At 55.8% G+C, this 18,281-nt stretch carries 17 protein-coding genes and 1 pseudogene; 15 read left to right on the forward strand and 3 right to left on the reverse strand.

Annotated features, from left to right (window positions below; genetic code table 11):
• The first annotated feature begins 341 nt into the window (after window positions 1-341).
• From IMQ33_RS07095 to IMQ33_RS07120, 6 genes are all read left to right on the forward strand, one after another.
• The gene (locus IMQ33_RS07095) at window positions 342-980 is read left to right on the forward strand and encodes a VWA domain-containing protein (protein ID WP_021807361.1); all 639 of its coding nucleotides are present in this window, start codon (window positions 342-344) and stop codon (window positions 978-980) included.
• Between the two features lie 20 nt (window positions 981-1,000).
• Window positions 1,001-1,645 carry a TerD family protein gene (locus IMQ33_RS07100; protein WP_024484436.1) on the forward strand — a complete coding sequence of 215 codons (645 nt, stop codon included), beginning with the start codon at window positions 1,001-1,003 and terminating at the stop codon, window positions 1,643-1,645.
• Window positions 1,642-2,280 (forward strand): VWA domain-containing protein, encoded by a 639-nt coding sequence (locus IMQ33_RS07105; protein WP_161738807.1) that lies wholly within the window; start codon window positions 1,642-1,644, stop codon window positions 2,278-2,280. Before IMQ33_RS07100 ends, IMQ33_RS07105 begins: the two co-directional genes overlap by 4 nt.
• Window positions 2,281-2,375: 95 nt before the next feature.
• The gene (locus IMQ33_RS07110; RefSeq protein ID WP_065683507.1) at window positions 2,376-3,416 is read left to right on the forward strand and encodes a TerY-C metal binding domain-containing protein; all 1,041 of its coding nucleotides are present in this window, start codon (window positions 2,376-2,378) and stop codon (window positions 3,414-3,416) included.
• Window positions 3,416-5,017 carry a PP2C family serine/threonine-protein phosphatase gene (locus IMQ33_RS07115; protein ID WP_196061399.1) on the forward strand — a complete coding sequence of 534 codons (1,602 nt, stop codon included), beginning with the start codon at window positions 3,416-3,418 and terminating at the stop codon, window positions 5,015-5,017. Before IMQ33_RS07110 ends, IMQ33_RS07115 begins: the two co-directional genes overlap by 1 nt.
• Window positions 5,018-5,047: 30 nt before the next feature.
• Complete coding sequence (locus IMQ33_RS07120; protein ID WP_196061400.1) at window positions 5,048-6,547, forward strand: helix-hairpin-helix domain-containing protein; 1,500 nt, start codon at window positions 5,048-5,050, stop codon at window positions 6,545-6,547.
• A gap of 101 nt (window positions 6,548-6,648) precedes the next feature.
• Here the strand turns inward: IMQ33_RS07120 and IMQ33_RS07125 are convergent, their stop codons facing one another.
• Window positions 6,649-7,245 carry a LuxR C-terminal-related transcriptional regulator gene (locus IMQ33_RS07125; protein WP_161712985.1) on the reverse strand — a complete coding sequence of 199 codons (597 nt, stop codon included), beginning with the start codon at window positions 7,243-7,245 and terminating at the stop codon, window positions 6,649-6,651.
• 56 nt (window positions 7,246-7,301) lie between these two features.
• Entirely contained in the window at window positions 7,302-7,583 is a 282-nt protein-coding gene (locus IMQ33_RS07130; protein WP_196061401.1) for a FaeA/PapI family transcriptional regulator, read from the reverse strand.
• A 772-nt stretch (window positions 7,584-8,355) separates the two neighbouring features.
• Here IMQ33_RS07130 and IMQ33_RS07135 point away from each other — a divergent pair.
• From IMQ33_RS07135 to IMQ33_RS07165, 7 genes are all read left to right on the forward strand, one after another.
• Window positions 8,356-8,904, forward strand: coding sequence for a fimbrial protein (locus IMQ33_RS07135; protein WP_065683502.1), 549 nt, complete (start codon window positions 8,356-8,358; stop codon window positions 8,902-8,904).
• Between the two features lie 44 nt (window positions 8,905-8,948).
• Window positions 8,949-9,674 carry a molecular chaperone gene (locus tag IMQ33_RS07140; protein ID WP_098929226.1) on the forward strand — a complete coding sequence of 242 codons (726 nt, stop codon included), beginning with the start codon at window positions 8,949-8,951 and terminating at the stop codon, window positions 9,672-9,674.
• The gene (locus IMQ33_RS07145; protein WP_196061402.1) at window positions 9,649-10,209 is read left to right on the forward strand and encodes a fimbrial protein; all 561 of its coding nucleotides are present in this window, start codon (window positions 9,649-9,651) and stop codon (window positions 10,207-10,209) included. The genes IMQ33_RS07140 and IMQ33_RS07145 overlap by 26 nt, the downstream gene beginning before the upstream one ends.
• A gap of 7 nt (window positions 10,210-10,216) precedes the next feature.
• Entirely contained in the window at window positions 10,217-10,936 is a 720-nt protein-coding gene (locus IMQ33_RS07150) for a molecular chaperone (RefSeq protein WP_196061403.1), read from the forward strand.
• On the forward strand, window positions 10,933-11,661 hold the full coding sequence (locus tag IMQ33_RS07155) for a molecular chaperone (RefSeq protein ID WP_186531631.1): 729 nt from the start codon (window positions 10,933-10,935) through the stop codon (window positions 11,659-11,661). The genes IMQ33_RS07150 and IMQ33_RS07155 overlap by 4 nt, the downstream gene beginning before the upstream one ends.
• Window positions 11,662-11,722: 61 nt before the next feature.
• Complete coding sequence (locus tag IMQ33_RS07160) at window positions 11,723-14,314, forward strand: fimbria/pilus outer membrane usher protein (protein ID WP_196061404.1); 2,592 nt, start codon at window positions 11,723-11,725, stop codon at window positions 14,312-14,314.
• A complete protein-coding gene (locus tag IMQ33_RS07165; RefSeq protein WP_230326612.1) occupies window positions 14,314-15,417 on the forward strand; it encodes a hypothetical protein in 1,104 nt (367 codons plus the stop codon). Before IMQ33_RS07160 ends, IMQ33_RS07165 begins: the two co-directional genes overlap by 1 nt.
• A gap of 84 nt (window positions 15,418-15,501) precedes the next feature.
• Here the strand turns inward: IMQ33_RS07165 and rhuM are convergent.
• Window positions 15,502-16,169: pseudogene (rhuM, locus tag IMQ33_RS07170) on the reverse strand (RhuM family protein); the annotation flags it as partial.
• A 297-nt stretch (window positions 16,170-16,466) separates the two neighbouring features.
• Between rhuM and IMQ33_RS07175 the strand changes: the two are divergent.
• Both IMQ33_RS07175 and tssC read left to right on the forward strand, forming a co-directional pair.
• Complete coding sequence (locus tag IMQ33_RS07175; protein WP_071682755.1) at window positions 16,467-16,730, forward strand: PAAR domain-containing protein; 264 nt, start codon at window positions 16,467-16,469, stop codon at window positions 16,728-16,730.
• A 90-nt stretch (window positions 16,731-16,820) separates the two neighbouring features.
• Complete coding sequence (gene tssC / locus IMQ33_RS07180) at window positions 16,821-18,281, forward strand: type VI secretion system contractile sheath large subunit (RefSeq protein ID WP_196061405.1); 1,461 nt, start codon at window positions 16,821-16,823, stop codon at window positions 18,279-18,281.

Below are 18,281 nucleotides of genomic sequence, written 5' to 3' on the forward strand. Positions count from 1 at the left end.
AGTCTGAAAACTCGGAAACGCACCTTGGATAAGGGGACGATCGAGTTTCCTCTTTACTTCCAAAAGAGCAGGGGCTAGCAGCTCCCTCTTCCTATACAAAATGAAGGGGACTGTCTGTGCTACAACTCAACGACATCCTCTACATCAGCTCTGTTACAGATCAATTCCAGTACCCGACCACAACACCGCGCTGGCTCCCTCTCCCTTTGGGAGAGGGTCGGGGTGAGGGGAGAAAGCGATCGCAAAATAAACAAATCTACTCCTGCAAACGTGGGTATTTCTGTTGAGATAACGACCAGAACACTTATTATGTAAAACTCGGCACTCAATAAGGGAATACGATGAGAAGACTTCCGGTCTATCTGTTACTTGATACTTCGGGCTCCATGACGGGCGAACCCATTGAGGCGGTCAAAAATGGAGTGCAAACGCTGCTCTCCACCCTGCGACAAGATCCCTACGCCCTTGAAACCGCCTATGTTTCCGTCATTACCTTTGATTCTTCCGCACGCCAAGCGGTGCCCCTCACCGACCTGCTGAGCTTCAAGCTGCCAGAACTGGTGGCCAGCGGCACCACCGCACTGGGTGAGGCCCTCTCCCTGGTCGCCACCAGCATCAGCAACGAAGTGCAGAAAACCACCGCCGAGACCAAAGGCGATTGGCGCCCGCTGGTGTTCATCATGACCGATGGCTCACCAACGGATGACTGGCGTAAAGGCGTCAGCGACTTTAAAGCCGCCAGAACCGGCGTGGTCGTTGCCTGTGCCGCTGGCCACAGCGCCGAAACCAAAGTACTCCAGGAAATCACCGAGATCGTGCTCCAGCTGGATACGGCGGACTCCACCTCGATCAAAGCCTTCTTTAAATGGGTGTCGGCCAGCATTTCCGTCGGCAGCCAGAAAGTCGAGTCAGGTAAAAAGGAAGTCATTGGTCTGGACGATTTACCGCCACCACCACCCGAAGTTAACGTTGTTCTATAAAACATATTCAAGGAGATTTTATGTCAGTCAGTTTGCGTAAAGGACAAAGCGTCAGCCTGCGTAAAAACGAACACGACCTTTCCTCAGTCACCATTGGGCTCGGCTGGGATATCAATGAAGAGAAGAAAGGCCTGCTGGGTGGTCTGTTTGGCAAGAAAGAGCCGGAGTATGATCTCGACGTCATCGCCTTCCTGTGTAATGCCCAAGGCAAAGTCGCCGATCTGGGCGATGTGGAAAACGGCCGGCCTTCGCTGGTTAACGGGGACATCATTTTCTTCAACAGCCTGCGCCATAAGTCTGGCCACATCTGGCTGACCGGCGATAACCGCACCGGTGCGGGCGATGGTGATGACGAGCAGATTATCGCCCAGTTGAACTCCCTCGATCCCAAGTACGAAAAAATCGTTTTCATCGTGCAGATTTATAACGGCCAGGAGCTGAAGCAGCACTTCGGCAAGGTACAAAACGCCTTTATCCGTGCGGTGGATGCCAAAAACGTGGAAATGGCGCGTTTCGATCTTTCGGGCGGGGCCGCCTTTGATGGCCAGCGTTCCATGCTGTTTGCCGAGCTGGTGCGTGAAAGCACCGGCTGGAAGCTGAACGCCATTGGCGAACCTTCCGAATCCGACTCCTTCGTGTCCCACTTGAAGAACTACCTGCAATGAGAAGATTACCCGTTTACCTGCTAATTGATACCTCCGGGTCGATGCGCGGGGAATCTATCCACGCCGTTAACGTGGGCATTCAATCAATGATGAGCGCGCTGCGCCAGGATCCGTATGCGCTGGAAAGCGTGCACATCTCCATCATTACCTTTGATAACGAAGCCCGGGAGTTTATCCCGTTAACCTCATTGGAAGAGTTCCAGTTCACCGATATTGTTGTCCCCAGCGCAGGTGGCACCTTCACCGGGGCCGCGCTTGAGTGCCTGATCCAGTGCGTGGATCGGGATATCCACCGCTCCGATGGCGATCAGAAAGGCGATTGGCGGCCACTGGTATTCCTGATGACCGATGGCACCCCGTCAGACAGTTATGCCTATGGCGAGGCGATCAAAGAAGTCAAAAAACGTTCCTTCGGTTCCATTATCGCCTGTGCGGTCGGGCCAAAGGCCAAGCATGAACACCTCAAGCAACTGACCTCTCAGGTTGTGGCCCTCGAAACTCTGGATTCAACGGCCTTTTCCGGCTTCTTCAAATGGGTGTCGGCCAGCGTCGCGTCAGGCAGTTCCAGTGCGGGTGTTAACGCCGGGCAGGATAACCTCCCACCACCACCACCGGAAATACAGCTGGTTCTGTAGCCAACAGGCAAAGCCTCTACCCGGAGCTTTGCCTGTTTTTTCATTGCCCCATGACGCGCATTGCAAGAAGCATCCGCCTGACGAGGTTTTTAACCATGAGAAGACTGCCCATCTTCCTGGTCTTGGACTGCTCAGAGTCCATGATCGGGGAAAGCCTGAAGAAAATGAATGATGGCCTGCAAAGGATCGTCAGCGACCTGAAAAAAGACCCCCACGCGCTTGAGACCGCCTGGATATCGGTGATTGCTTTCGCTGGGGTGGCAAAAACCATCGTACCGCTGGTGGAGGTGGTGTCGTTTTATCCCCCTCGCCTGCCGATCGGCGGTGGCACCAACCTGGGCGCGGCATTGCGGGAACTGACCCGTCAGTTGGATCAACAGGTCAGAAAAACCACCCAGGAACGCAAAGGCGACTGGAAACCAGTGGTGTACCTGCTCACCGATGGCCGCCCAACGGATGATACCGCCCCCGAAATCAAGCGCTGGAAAGAAAACTACGCCAATAAGGTCAACCTGATCGCCATTGGCCTTGGCCCGTCTGCAGATATGAACATCCTGCGGCAGTTGACCGACAACGTCTTGCTGTTCACCGACAGCCAGGAAGGGGATTTCGCCCAGTTCATCAAGTGGATCACCGCTTCTGTCTCAGCCCACAGCCGCAGTGTGGGGGAAGATGCACCTCCGTTGCTCACCCACACCGATCACATTGTGCGGCTGGCCAAAGACGATATTGCCAGAGCCTACGACGAAAACTGCGTCACCCTGACGGGCCGTTGCAGCAAGTCACGCCGCCCTTATCTGATGAAATACGAACGCCCGGCCATCAACCTCTCCTCGCTGGATTTCAAGCTCAATATCAACGGCTTCAATCTCAACGGTTGCTTCCCGATCGATGAGGATTATTTTGCCTGGAGCGATGAATCGGCGTCTGCCATTCAGGTCAATACCAGCGAACTGCACGGCGTACCGGGTTGCCCGTACTGCGGCAATGCCAGCGCCTTTGCGATGTGTACCTGCGGCAAGCTGTTGTGCGTCAACGGACCCGATGACGTTATTTGCCCATGGTGCGATAAGGGGCTGACGTTCAGGGAAAACGGCGGCGACTCTGATTTCGACGTGACGCGAGGGAAAGGCTGATGCAAGACGTGGAGAAACTGCGCCAGAACGTACTCATGCTGATCCTGGCAGAAACGGGCGCAACAACGGATGACGCCCAGCTTGCCAGCCTGCAAGCCGATGATGAGATCGGCACCTTGCTGACCAACCTCATCACGAAAGTGACGGCCAAGACCCCCGTAGCGGTTGAGACAACAGAAGCTCCGCCGTTGGTTGCCAATGACGATACCTTGGCCGACGAGCCTAAAGTGGTCCTCACCAAAAGCGATGACATCCCTGTTGCCGCCCCAGAAACCGCAGTTCTGCCAACACCAGACGACGGGCAGAAAGCACCGTTTGAGCCGCTGGAAGTGCAAGGAGATACCACATTGCCTGAAGAAACCGCCAAAGAAAACCTGAAGCCAGGCCAGATCCCGTCCGGCACCGCTACCCCCATTAGCACGCCGCAGAACAATCAGCCGCAGGCAAAAATCAACGTGGCTAATGCTCGTACCGGCGTCCCCTTCCACTCTGAAATCGATATCGTGCTGGATGATGGAACGACTGCCGAAGTGCTGGCCGTCACGTTCTCCAAAGATATCGGCATCACCTTTGATCCGGCGACCTCTTCACTGGCAGGAACCGCCACCGAAAGCGGCGACTTTGACATCACGGTTACCTGGTCTTGCCCTGCTGCGCCGCAATGCACCACCCAAGTGCCCTTTATCGTTAACCCCGACCCGCGCAGCCTGTGGAAAATCCTCGAGCCGCCTGCCGATTCGCGCTATTTCAAACCGCATGTCGCCCATCAGCATATCCTGGAGCCTGGCGTAAACATCGTGGCGGCCAGCCGCAGAGGGCGTTCACACGAGCATGCGGGCACCTTCCGGGATGATGACTTCTACATCGCCAGCAATAGCGATACCGGCTGGAACGTCATGCTGGTGGCCGACGGAGCCGGTAGCGCTAAAAACTCGCGCGAGGGTTCGCGTATCGCGACTCAAACCGTGGGCGACTACCTGACTACCCTGTTGAATAGCGACAAAGGGCTGGAACTCAAAGCCTGCGTTGAAAACTGGGGAACTGACGATCAGCGTATAGTCTGGGAGGCATTTAATCGCCTATTCCGCCAGGCCGCGATCATGGCCGTTAACAATATCAGTAATGAATCCATCCGGGCCGAAGAGAGCGCCAAATCCTATTCGACCACGCTGCTGGTCACCGTTTCCTTCCGTACCGGGGCCGAGCTGTTCGCCGCCTCTTTCTGGTTGGGCGACGGTGCCATTGCGGCCTACGGGCCGGTGGGCAAAGTGCGCGTACTGGGCACGCCAGACAGCGGTGAGTATGCGGGCCAAACGCGCTTCCTGGATGCAGATGCCGTGAACGATACGAACTTCAGTAAGCGCATCAGCATCGGTAAATGGACCGAGGTCTCTCATCTGGTACTGATGACGGACGGCGTCTCCGATCCCCGGTTTGAAACGGATAATGGCCTACAAAATAGCCAGAAGTGGGACGATCTGATCGCGGAGCTGACACCCTGCCTGAGCGACCCTGCGCAGCCCGCAGAGCGGCTGGCCGAATGGCTGAACTTCTTCTCCCCGGGCAATCACGACGATCGGACCCTAATCGTGGCGTGGTGAATGGATTGGACTACATAGCGGGTGAGTAACATGGCAAATATTATTACCTGTACTACCAGGGATGGCGAAACCATCCAGTACGTCGATGAGATCATCGGCTCCGGCTCGATGAAAGACGTCTACTTTTCGCCGGATAAGTCATACGTGGTAGCGTTCTATAAAAAGCCGCAGAACGAGCAGGCGAAAGAGCGCATCGAGATGATCACTGGCCGCTACCGGCAGAACATCTTTGAACAAGCCGGTGGGGATTACTGGCAAGGGCTGTTTTGTTGGCCCACCAGCATAGTGGAACACGACGGCAAAATCGGCATCGTGGTGCCCACCTACCAGAGCCACTTCTTTTTTAAGTACGGCTCCAAGAATAACGACTTCCTGGGGATTAAAGGCCGCGAGAAGGAAGGCAAATGGTTTGCCAGCGCCAATAACCAGAACAAGTTCCTGGATCCGCGTGAACGCGGCAACACCCTGAATTACCTGAAGGTGTGCCTGCTGCTGACCCGGGCCGTCCGGCGTATGCACGCCGCTGGCCTGTGCCATAGCGATCTGAGCTATAAAAACGTGCTGATCGACCCCGAACAGGGCCACGCCTGTATCATTGACGTCGATGGGCTAGTGGTGCCAGGCAAATATCCCCCAGACGTGGTCGGCACGCCGGACTTTATTGCCCCGGAAGTGGTGAAAACCAGCCACCTGCCGAAGGAAGATCCGCAGCGCATTCTGCCAAGCATTGCCACCGACAGGCATGCATTATCCGTCCTTATCTACATGTACCTGTTCTTCCGTCACCCGCTGCGCGGCGGCAAGATCCATGACATGGACGATGAGATGCGCGATGAATCGCTGGCCATGGGTGAAAAGGCGCTGTTTATTGAACACCCGACGGACCACAGCAACGCGGTCAAACTCAACCAGGTCAGCCCTTCTTCGCTACCTTGGGCCGATCCGCAGAAAGTGCCCTACACCATTATGGGCCCCTACCTGACGCCGTTGTTTGAAAGGGCGTTTATCGAGGGTCTGCACGAACCCACCAGGCGGCCAACGGCGGATGAGTGGGAAACGGCTTTGGTAAAAACGGTCGATCTGATCCAACCGTGTCAAAACGCTGCCTGCGAACAGAAATGGTACGTGTTTTCCGGTAAAAACCGCCCAGCCTGCCCGTATTGTGGTACGCCGTTCAAGGGTAAGCTGCCGATCCTGAACCTTTACTCCTCGCGTAAAGCCGGGAGCTTCCGCCCCGACGATCATCGCCTGATGGTATGGAGCGGCCAATCGATTTATGCCTGGCACGTTAACCGCCTGATCGCCCCCAACGAACGCACGCCGGACGCGCAGAAAAAACGCGTGGGCTATTTCGTATTCCATAACGATCAGTGGTGGCTGGTGAATGAAGGCATCAGCGGGTTGCTCTCCTTGCCGGATAAAACTCTGGTGGCGATCGGTGACAAGCTGGCGCTGAACGATGGGGTTCAGTTTGTGCTCTCCACCGAGGAAGGCGGCAGGCTCGTGGTGGTGCAGTTGGTGGAGAACTAAGCTTTGGTGAGTGCGGGGTGTGGCCCACCTCGCACTGGGTTATGGAAGGAAAGGAAGGCCCACATCTGTACCCCTTAAAAAACAACCATGAGTGCTTTCATTCAACCTTTCACCCTTGGCGCAGCATCCTCTTCCACAGTATCCCTCGAGATATCCGGGCTGCCTTGCCACAACCAGTGGTACAGATCGTGACTGCGTTGGAATCCCAATTTTCGCATGGATGCCTGCTTATGGGCGCTAACGGTCTTGGTGCTGATCTGCAACTTTCTGGCTATCTGTGTGGGCGATAAGCCTGCCGCTATCGCCTGCAAGACCTCTCGCTCTCGCCGAGTGATCTTTTCGTAGTCGGGTACGCAGGGGGCATTATTATTGAGCTGCACGTCGAACAGCCTATCCAGCAGTTGCATCACCGCCTCGGGTTTATCATTCAGGTCGATTTCTCCCTGTTGATAGGTAACCCCTTCTGTATTTTTTTTCCGTATGAGGATTTGGTACCGTTGATATCCATCTCCCCTCCAACTGGCGTTGCTCCTGACAATCAGACCCGCAACTTTCAGATGAATAATATCATTGCAATCTGCATGGACAAATAGAGGGGATACTCCCCGGAGATAAAAGTACCGTTCAAAAAGGTGGCGAATACCTTGTAAGAAATAGAAATTTTTGCCCCACAGAGCAATAGCGATGCGTGAGTTCATATTGACACCTTAACAGCCTGATTCTTTTTAAATGACACCATTGATTATGTGATACATCATTGGGATAAATCCTCACCCCTGGTAGGTGTTGCAATACACCAGCGTAAGCTCTTTTGGTCTGGCACCGATGAGACATGCGCCTTCTTTTTCTTTACCAGTTTCATCAGGTAGTAGCGGGATACATAAATGTTGGTATCACAGTAATCGGCAATATCCCGGGTCTTGGGCCATTTATCTCTAGGTGGCAATGTATCGGGAGGGCAGCAATCAACACGGCTCAACACCTGCAACGCCGTCAGGACCTTGTCGAAGGCTGCATTATGTTTCTTATATTTCATTAGGTTAAACCTTTTCTCTTACGAGCTTTCATGATGAATAAGCCCGTGTTACAGGCCAAAGCCCACTGATCAAAGCGGCAAACGGCATGCAGGTCCCCTTTGCTTGGCTTTCTGAGTGTATTTAATACCACATCGGATGAAAGCATTCATAAACGGCACAATAACGAGTTTTAAATCTGGTTAAATTAAATTTGCGATATAATATACCGGAAACATAATGATACATACGATAATAACTCGCAATTTAGCCATAAAAACCACCTGACAAGGCAATTATTGCAAAATCTCTTTATTCATCAAAAAAAACTTTAAAAAAATAAGGTTGGCCGTAATAATCCCGGCCTCAATGATCAGCCGGGAAGTATCCTAAACATATATCATTACCACCGAGAGATTAATCTGAATAAAAAATCAAAATGAAAGGTTTTGTTTTCGATTTAGATAATTATAGAGTGCGGAAACCCCTCCATTTCCAGCTCAGCCAAACTGTGTATCCCGTGATAGAAAGACAGCAGCACAACAAGTCTTTCATGCTTGATGGATAGCCAACCTCTCTCAATCCATTAGGGCATAGTCTTGGCTTAAAAAACGCATGGAAATAGCATCAGGATGCTTTGCTCACGTCTTAAAAAAACTGACGGTATCAGTAGTGATGATCTTATTGAAGGTGCTTTGTCTGCTCGGACTGTTCAGATAAATGATGGCTCGTGGCTAATAATCCGCTACGAAATGATTTTATTCACTTTTTTAATACGTAAATAAGGAATTCATTATGCGTAAGTCTATTTTTACTCTGGCCCCGGTTGTTGCAGCTCTGTTGGCAGGATCTGGCGTGGCTCAGGCCGCATCTAACGCCCAGATGACCATTACCGCCAACGTTGTGGCAGCGACCTGCGACGTTTCTCTCTCCAACGCTAGCCTGGACCTGGGTAACTATTCCAAGTCTGCCTTCACCGCTGTGGCAACCCCGGTTGCCAGCAGTGTGAAAACCTTCACCGTGGGTCTGAACAACTGTGAAACCCCTGCAGCAGCAGGCGATCAGGCAAGCCTGATTGTAAGCGGCCAGACGCTGGGGGGTAACCCGAACATCTTTAACAGCACCGGCACCAATACCGGCGTCATGTTAAGTGAAGTGACCTCACCAACCACCTACATTACCGCCGGCCAAAAATTATTGGTAGCCAAAGCAGGTGAGACCCCGGAAGCAGGCGATTTCAACGCGAAATCCTTGAGTCTGCAGGCTGGTTTGGCCTCTACGTCTCTCACGCCAGATATCGGTATGGTTAGCGCCCCAATCCTGTTCAGCTTTGCCTACAACTGATGTGTTCCAGCGGGCCGATGGCCCGCCTTTTCAGGAGCCGCAATATGACACGCTTTATCTCCCTGTTTTCGCTGCTAGTGGCCCTGCTGGGTGCGCCGTTGGCTGGCTGGTCCGCCGGGTTTGGCATTAATGCCACCCGCCTGATTTACCCGGAAGGGGCCAGCAGTATCAACGTAACCGTCCGTAATACCCTCAGCGATAAGCCTTATCTGGTGCAAGCCGCGATCAGCAGTAAGCAGGATGCACAGACCGCTGCCCCGTTCACCGTGACGCCGCCGCTGTTCCGCCTGGAACCTCAAAGCACCAATCAGTTACGTATCGCCTTTACCGGCCAGCCGCTACCCGGCGATCGGGAGTCGGTGTTTTATTTGCATGCCACCGCGATCCCGGCCAGTACGCAAAGGGATCCGGCTCAGCAGCGTAATGACGTGCAGGCCCAACTGCGTTTCGGTGTGGGCAACATTATCAAGCTGTTCTATCGGCCTGCGAGCCTGAGCGGCTCCTCTGCCGCCGCCCAAAAAGAGTTGCAGTTCTCCCGCGTGGCTGGGGGGCTGAAGGTGACCAATCCCTCTCCCTATTTTGTCAGCCTGGCCGACTTGAAGGTAGATGGGCAACAACTGGCCTTGGACACGCCGGCTGCACTCATGATCCCCCCTTTCGGCAACCATATCTGGCCGGTTAAAACGCCGTTGGCAACCGGCAAGCGAGTGCAGTGGCAGACCATTAATGATACCGGAGGCACCGATGCGTTCAGCGCAACGTTACCTTAAGACCGTGCTGGCTGTCGTGCTGGCAGGCGGTGGAGCGGTATCCGCCCCGGTGCAGGCCGTGACGCTGGATTTCTCCGCCGTGCTGACCAATGGCACCTGCACGCTCAGCCTGGATAAAAGCACGCTGCCTTTGGGTGTCATCGCGAAATCCCAGTTGCGTCCAAACCAGCTGGTTGCTCCACAGCCCTTTACCCTGTCCGTGCAGGACTGCACCGGTTCTGCGGGCGGCAGCCTCAAGCCTGTCGTGACTATCGCGGGCACCGGCACCACCCAAGACAGTAAATGGCTGTTTCGCAATGCCGGATCGGCGGCGAATACCGGGATCTTGGTGATCCAGAGTGCCTCCGTGCCGGATTACAGCCAGCCCGAAGTCAAAAACAACAGCGTGATTTCACTGGCGAACCCCGGACAGATACCGGTCAACCAGACGTTCACCTTTTATGCCGGTGCCAGTTGTGGCGGCAGCACCGGGTGTGCCGCAGTCGCGACCGGTGACGTGACGGCCACGCTGATGTTTACGTTTCTCTATCAGTGAGGGCCCGATGACACAGCGATTTCATCAGGTGCTATCAAGCCTGCTGCTCACTTTCAGCCTGTCTGCACAGGCCGGGAGCGGCGGCATCAGCCTGGGACAGACACGCGTTATTTTTTCTTCAGCAGACAAAGCGCAAACCCTCACCGTCAGCAATAGCGGGCAACAGGCTTATCTGGTCCAGGCCCGAGTACAAAACGGCCTGGACGATACGACCCCTGCGCCGTTTATCGTTACGCCACCGCTGTTCTCGCTGCAAGGCAATAGCCGCCAACTGCTAAGGCTATTGCCGCAGGGTGCCACGCTGCCCACCGACCAGGAGTCGCTGTTTTATCTCTCTATCTCGGCCATTCCTGCACAGGCTGAACCCGTAACGGCGGCCGATCGGCTGTCGGTAGGGATACGTTTCGTGATCAAGCTGTTTTATCGCCCGCAAGGGTTGGCGTTACCCGCGGACAACACCCCTTGCCTGCTGACGTTCAAGCGTGAAGCGCACGGCGTGCGGGTCATCAATCCCACCGGCTATTTTCAGACCCTGGGGATGCTGGCCGTTGACGGGCATACCGTGGCGCTAGACCAACAACCGGCGATGGTGCCTCCGCACAGCAGTATCACCCTGGCCGTTAACGGGCCGGTGAATAAGGTGGCCTGGCAGACGCTCACCGACTTTGGCGGGCTCTCCCAGTCCTGCCAGCAGACAGGTTCAGCCTCCACGGAGACCACACCATGAAATACCCGATTTATCTTCTGATGGGCCTATGCCTGTTGGTCAACAAAATGGGCCTGGCACAGGACAACGTCTCGCCGGGGATATCCTTTTACGTGCTGCGGGTGATTTACCCGGAGGGCGAAAAACAGGGCGTAACGCTGACCGCCTACAACAAAAGCCCGGCACCGTATCTGATGCAATCATGGATCCGCCCGGTCGATCCAGCCACCGGGGATGTCGATCTGAGCTGGCATGGCACCCCGGTGATGCCATTTATTGTCACGCCGCCGCTGGCTCGCCTGGAAGCGAACGGTGAACTGGCGCTGCGTATCCGGCGCAACGATATGCCGCTGCCTAACGACCGCGAGTCGGTGTTTTTTATCTCCATGAAGGCACTGCCCACCCAGCAGCCCGACGGTGAGCAGATGGTGATGACGGTCGTGAGCAATATCAAACTGTTTTACCGCCCGGCAGGATTGGTGAAACGCGCCGTGGCAGACATGGCCCCGAAGCTGACCTTCAGCCGGGCAGGCGACCAACTGACAGCAACCAATCCGACCCCCTACTGGCTCACCTTCTCCCGCCTGGCGGTGGGGAATGTGGCGTTGGACAAACCGGCTCTGCGCCTGATGGTACCGCCTTTCGGCAAGCAGTCTTACACCCTGCCCGCCACCGCGAGCGGGAAAGTCAGCTGGCAGCTGATTGATGAAGATGGCTGGGATACCCCGGTTGCCCAACAGGATTGACGATTTCGCCCTTCCTGGCTCGTTACGGAGAGCCACGTTCTTTCAGACGGATAGGATAACAATGAAAATTCACCCTCTTGCCCTTGCTCTTTCCCCACTCCTGGTGGGCAGCGCATTGATTGCAGGCACGTCTCCAGCCTGGGGCCGCGACTACTTTGACCCGGCGCTGTTGTCGCTGGGTGGTGGCCTGGAAGCCGTCACCGACCTGAGTGCGTTTGAGAGCGCCGGACAGACCCCGCCGGGCACCTATCTGGTGACGGTGCTGGTCAACCGCAGCGAACGTGGCCAATACCGCGTCGTGTTCACCCCGGGTGACAAGGGCCAGGTCAGCCCGGAACTGACCCCGGCCTTCCTGGCGGAGATGGGGATCAATACCCCCGCATTGCCCGCTTTTGGCGGGTTGCCGGTCGACAAGCCCGTCAGTGATCTGGCCACCCTGATCCCTGATGCCCGAGTGCACTTTGATTTTCAGCAGCAGCGCCTGGAACTCAGCATTCCCCAGGTGGCGATGAAGCCGGACGCCAGCAGCGTGGTTAACCCTGCGCTATGGGACCAGGGCATGACCGCGTTTTTACTCAACTATACCCTCAACGGCGGGCGCAGCCGCCAGGACGGACAGTGGGGCCAATCCACCAGCGAACAGACCAACCTGTTCCTTGGGCTGCACAGCGGATTGAACTGGCAGGCCTGGCGCCTGCGCAGTGACATGACCTACACCCACAATAACAGCCGCAGCGGCTATGGAGACACGCAACGCAACCAGCAAACCCGTTTCTCAAATACCTATCTGCAACGCGATATCCAGGCCTGGCGTTCGGATGTGCTGGTTGGGGAAAACAACACCGGCAATGACGTTTTCGACAGCATTCCGTTTCGCGGGGTGAAATTGAGCTCCAGCGAAGACATGCTGCCGCTCAGCCTGCGGGGATTTGCTCCGGTGATCAGCGGCATTGCACAGAGCAACGCACGGGTTACCGTCAGCCAGAACGGTAACGTGGTGTACCAGGCGTATGTCGCCCCAGGGCCATTTCGGATTAATGACCTGTACCAGACCGGCCAAGGGGGAGACCTGACGGTCACGGTGACCGAAGCGGATGGCAGCGTACGTACCTGGACCCAGGCCTTCTCGGCGCTGCCGGTGATGCAACGCCCGGGTGGGTTGAAGTACGAACTGACCACCGGGCGCTACAACGGCGGCATTACCACCGGCTCCAGAGAGGCCCATTTTGCGTTGGGCACCCTGATTTACGGGCTGCCTCATGACATCACGCTGTACGGCGGCGGGCTGATAGCGGAGAAATACGCCTCGGCGGTGGCGGGCAGCGGGATTTCGCTGGGGGATTTCGGCGCCATGTCGGCGGACGTGACCCTCTCATCGGCCCGCATGTATGACGAAAGACAGAGCGGCCAGTCATACCGGGTACGTTATGCCAAAAGCCTGCTCAGCACGGGCACCTCGGTGGATCTGACGGCTTATCGTTACTCCACCCGGCACTATTACAACTTTGCCGACTTCAACAACAGCGGTTATCAGCTCAGTGAAGGCCAGGTGCCCTGGGCACTGGCCCGACAGCGTTCGGATTTCCAGGTGCGGGTAACCCAGCAACTGGGGGATTTTGGATCGCTGTACCTGTCGGGTGCGCGCAGTGATTACTGGGGCGATGAGCAGGTGAACAACACCCTGTCCGCAGGTTACACCGGCAGTTGGCACGGCGTGAGCTATGGCCTGGCCTACAGCGTTGACCGGATAAAATCCGACGGGGATTGGCCGCAGAATCGCCAGTTGGCGTTCAATATGCAGGTACCGTTCAGCCTGTTCAGCGCGCAGCCCGCCCTCAACCGCAGCTACGCCAGTTACCAGATGACGCACGACAGTGAAGGCCGTGTGCGGCAACAGGTGGGGGTGAGCGGCTCGGCGGCGGAAGACCGCCTGTCCTACAGCCTGATGCAGGGGTGGAGTAACAACAACCAGAGTGGCAACGGGGGGAGCACCAGCAACCTGAATCTGGGTTGGCAGGGGAGCCAGGGCATGGTCAGCGCCGGGTACAGCCACAGCAGCCGCTATAACTCACTGAATGTGAGTGGTAACGGGGGTCTGGTGGTCCACCCCAACGGGGTGACGCTGAGCCAGCAACTGGGCACCTCGGTGGCCGTGGTTCGCGCACCGGGCGCTGCCGGGGTGAGCGTAATGAACGGCGGGATCCGTACCGACAGCCGCGGGTATGCGGTGGTGCCGTACCTGTCGCCTTACCAAAACAACACGGTGAGCCTGAACCCGTCGACGCTGCCGGAAGATGTCGACCTGCCGCAGAGCAGTACCAATGTCTACCCCACCAAAGGGGCGGTGGTAGCGGCCACGTTTACGCCACGCACCGGCTATCAGGCGCTGATAACCCTGACCCAGTCTGGCGTGACAGTCCCCTTCGGCACGCTGGTGACACTGGCCGGCGAAGGAGCGGAGATCAACAGCGGCATCGTGGGTGATGCAGGCCAGGTGTACCTGAGCGGATTGCCGGAACAGGGAAAATTGCGCGCGGCGTGGGGCCGTGGGGCTGCACAGCAGTGCCTGGCCCACTTCAACCTGAGCAAGGCGGCAGTATCAGCAAACAATCCGGTGCGCATGCTGAATGTGCAATGTGAGGAAGGACAGTGATGAAACAGCGTTTAATAAAGACAGCATCATGCGGTATCGCCAGCATGGCGTTAATGATGCCCCTTGCGGCCCCTGTTCTGGCGGAAACCATCACCATCGGCAAGGGTACGGGGATCCTATGGGAGGGCATGCCGTTTAACGCAACATTAAGCGGTTCTCTCGATTATGCGTTACTTGATCCCAAATACGGACTCTTGTCAGTCTCTGAGGTACCGACCCGATGCATGGACTCAAGTAAATTGAAAAACATTGGTGGCTATCTAGCCTTCCCGCTGGCCGGGGTCTCCGGAGTCGGATTGATCCCTCGGGCCTCGGGTAGCGCCACTTATACCCTAAGTAACAATTCACAGGGGAGGTTGACTGGCACCATTGGGCTGCCGGAAACCGAAGGCTCCTCAACGTCACAAAATAATATTACCTCACCGCCAGGCTTGGCATGGTGCCTCCCCCCTGCTAGTTCGAGAAATACGGAATTTTACTCGAGTTCGGGTGCTCGTACGGCAACGCTCTCAGGCACCTGGGTACTGGTGGCGGACGGTACCCAACAAGATGGAGAAGGGTCAGTTCCACCCATGTATTTTGGCAGCTTTTCCGGCACTGCCTCAGGGGATAGAATTACCTCTATATTGCCCACCAATATTTCCCTGCGCATCTCTACGCTGGAATGTAGCGTGAATACCCCGACAGCCATTAACTTCGGATCGGTCATTCGCAATACCCAGGCCAATGCAGAACTGGCGGTGAAGCCAGTACAACTGGTTGCCACCTGCGGACAGCCTAATAACCAGATAAATGCCAATATCAATCTGCAGTTCCGCGCCATCAGTGGTCAGTACGACAGTACCGCTTCACGGCTGGCATTAAATCAGGGGGGAGGCTATATCACCGGAGAAATTGATAACGGGGTGACAGGCAGTGGCGACTGTAAGGCAACAACCGGCTTGCCCTTTGATGGCACCCGCATAAAACTGGGCAGTATCACCAGTGCGGAAAGCAGCAAAACCTTGACCAATCAACTCACCTGGCGACTGTGTTCGGGAGGCAGCAGCGTGCCAATCGGTGCGGTCACGGCCTCTACGGAAATGCTGGTAACGTTTAACTGAGCCGCATTTGGCGCTGCTGACGGTTGGGTTGGTTTCCAGCCGTCCAGCGGTTCGGATTTAACAGGGTCTACCTTTCAAATTCAGCATATGAGGCTGGCTGGCATCGGCACGCTGATGGATGAGTTCGGCAGCGGTATGGCCGGTACAGGCAAAATGCAGTTTGTTCTGGATGGTTTGAAAAAACAGCGTGGTCTCTTTGAGTGAGGGCTGGTAGTCGGCGGCTAACGCAAAGATCTCCCGAACCCGCAAATAAACCCGGCGCTCGCTGGCGCGGATATCGCGGATGCGTTCCAGCATCTCGTCGAAATAGTCAGGTACAGCCGATGTTCCAACGGGTGGATTTCCAGCCGCTCGTCATCCATCACGAAGCCTTTGATCAGGTATTCCTGGAGAGTTTGGGTGGCCCACTGACGGAATTGGGTGCCTCGAGAAGAACGAACACGATAACCGACCGCAAGGATCACGGGCAGGCTATAGTGAAGCATATTGCGGCTTACCCTACGGCTTCCTTCCTGTTGAACTTGTAAGTAAGACTTACAGGTTGCGTTTTGTACAAGTTCACCTTCTTCGTAGATCGCTTTGATGTGTTGCGTAATGGCTTGCGGAGTGACCTGGTAAAGGTTCGCAATGGTCGCTTGAGGCAACCACAGTGTTTCGTGCTCAAAGCGGCATTCAACGCGCACCTCGCCGTCATCACTGGCAAACATCACAAATTCGCCCGCCGGGGATTGAGTTAAGTGTTCATCTGCCATGCCGCCTCCGCTTTAATCCGACTTACCATGCTGTATCTGATTAGTATGCCAGAGATACCTGTTGGAGCTCATTACACGAATGGCGTTTATTTTGCGTGCAGTTACGCAGAAACAACCGCCGACCTCGTCCTGGTTAAGGCAATGCAATGAACACTTTATCAATGCCTCCAGATTGATGCTAAAAGATCCCCTTTATCCCTATGCCGCTCACAGATTCATTACTCGCTGTTATCTTTCGACTTCTTTCAAATGTATACATCCTGTAATCTATTAAGAAAATACTAACTATGGTGGCGTATGGCAGGGAAGGCCGTGATTTTACAAGGCGACAAAACCTCTCATGGTGGAGTCGTGTTACAGGGATCGTCAGTGATGCAGTTCTGCGGGACGAACGTAGCGCTGGTGGGGCATTTGGTTTCCTGCCCGCAATGCAAAGGTGTCTTCCCCATTGTCAGTGGTGCAGAAACTGCACTGGTCGGTGGGGTGCCTGTGGCGCTGGAAGGCATGAAAACCGCCTGCGGGGCCGCTCTGATTGCTTCACAACATGAATGTAATGCCTGACGGCAACGTCGTTCAGCGCTAATCACTCCGCCAGAACCGGCAGAGTCGCAAAATAATGGACAAGACTCTTCACCAGGGAGCAAGGATGCCGTGGCTACGTTAGATACGCTACAGATCGATTCAGACATTTTCCCACCGCGCACCTCACTGGCCGCAGGGCTGCTTGCCACGCTGAACGGCAGTGAATATGCGGTGAGCCACGCGGACATCGCGCTGTTGCTGCGCACCCTGCCGGAACAAGGCCGTGACATCACCCTCAGCATTCTGCTGATTGATCGCCTGCTGCGGGAACTGGATCAGCGCTTGAGTGCCCAGATGGATGCGTTCCTGCATGCTCCGGCGTTTCAGCGCCTGGAATCGACCTGGCGTGGGCTGGCCCTGCTGGTCGATAACATTCCGTTTCACGAGAACATTCAGCTGACGCTGCTCCATGCCACCCAGGAAGAGCTGCTGGCAGATTTCGAATTCTCCCCAGACATTACCTCCTCGGGCTATTACCAGCATGTCTATTCGGCAGGCTACGGCCAGTTTGGTGGGGTACCCGTGGCGGCGGTTATTGGCTGCTATGACTTCACCCCCGGTGCCGCCGATATCAAACTGCTGCACTACCTCAGCGTGGTCAGCGCCATGGCGCATGCGCCGTTTCTTTCGGCGGCAAACGCCACCTTCTTCGGCGTTGATTCACTCGCCGATCTGCCCTCTATTCTTGATTTGGACGCGGTCATGGCTGCACCGACACATATCCGCTGGCAGGCGCTCCGGGCTACCCCGGATGCCCGTTATCTGGGGCTGACCGTGTGCCGTTTCTTGCAGCGCGAGCCTTATACCCCGGCGTCACAGCAGGTCCGGCAATTTGTCTATCAGGAACAGATTGCAACACATCAGCACCTGCTGTGGGGCAACAGCGCCTTTTTACTGGCGCTCTGCCTGGCGGGCAGCTTTGCCCGTTATCGCTGGTGCCCGAACATTATCGGGGCGGAGAGCGGCGGAGCGTTCCGTAACCTACCCGCGCGCTACACTGCGGCGCTGGGGCGTTGGCAAGAAAAGATCCCAACCGAGACGCTGCTGTCGGACCAGTGGCAGTACCGCTTGTCGATGGCCGGGTTTATTCCGCTTGGGGTGCGCAAGCAAGGGCAGGACGTGGTGTTTTATTCGGCCAACTCAATCCAGTCGCCGCAATATACCGACCTCACGCCTGAGGGGATGAACGCTCGGGTCAATGACCAGTTGGGGGCGCAACTGCCTTACCTGTTTATCATCACCCGGCTGGCGCACACCATCAAGGTATTGCAGCGTGAACGGCTGGGTAGCTGGCGCAATCGGGGCGACCTGCAGCATCAGCTCAACAACTGGTTAAAACGCTTTGTCTCCGATCAGGAGAACCCACCCGCCAGCGTTCGCAGCCGCCGCCCGTTACGCGCTGCACGCATTGAGGTGCAGGAAGTCGCGAATGATCCCGGCTGGTATCTGACACAGCTGCATGTGCAGCCGCATTTCAAACACATGGGCTCCAACTTCGTCCTCGCCTTGACCGGGCGTCTGGATAAATAA

Source organism: Serratia sp. Res13-Sevr-LER1-36-b, from assembly GCF_015673035.1.
GTDB classification, from domain to species: Bacteria; Pseudomonadota; Gammaproteobacteria; order Enterobacterales; family Enterobacteriaceae; genus Chania; species Chania fonticola_C.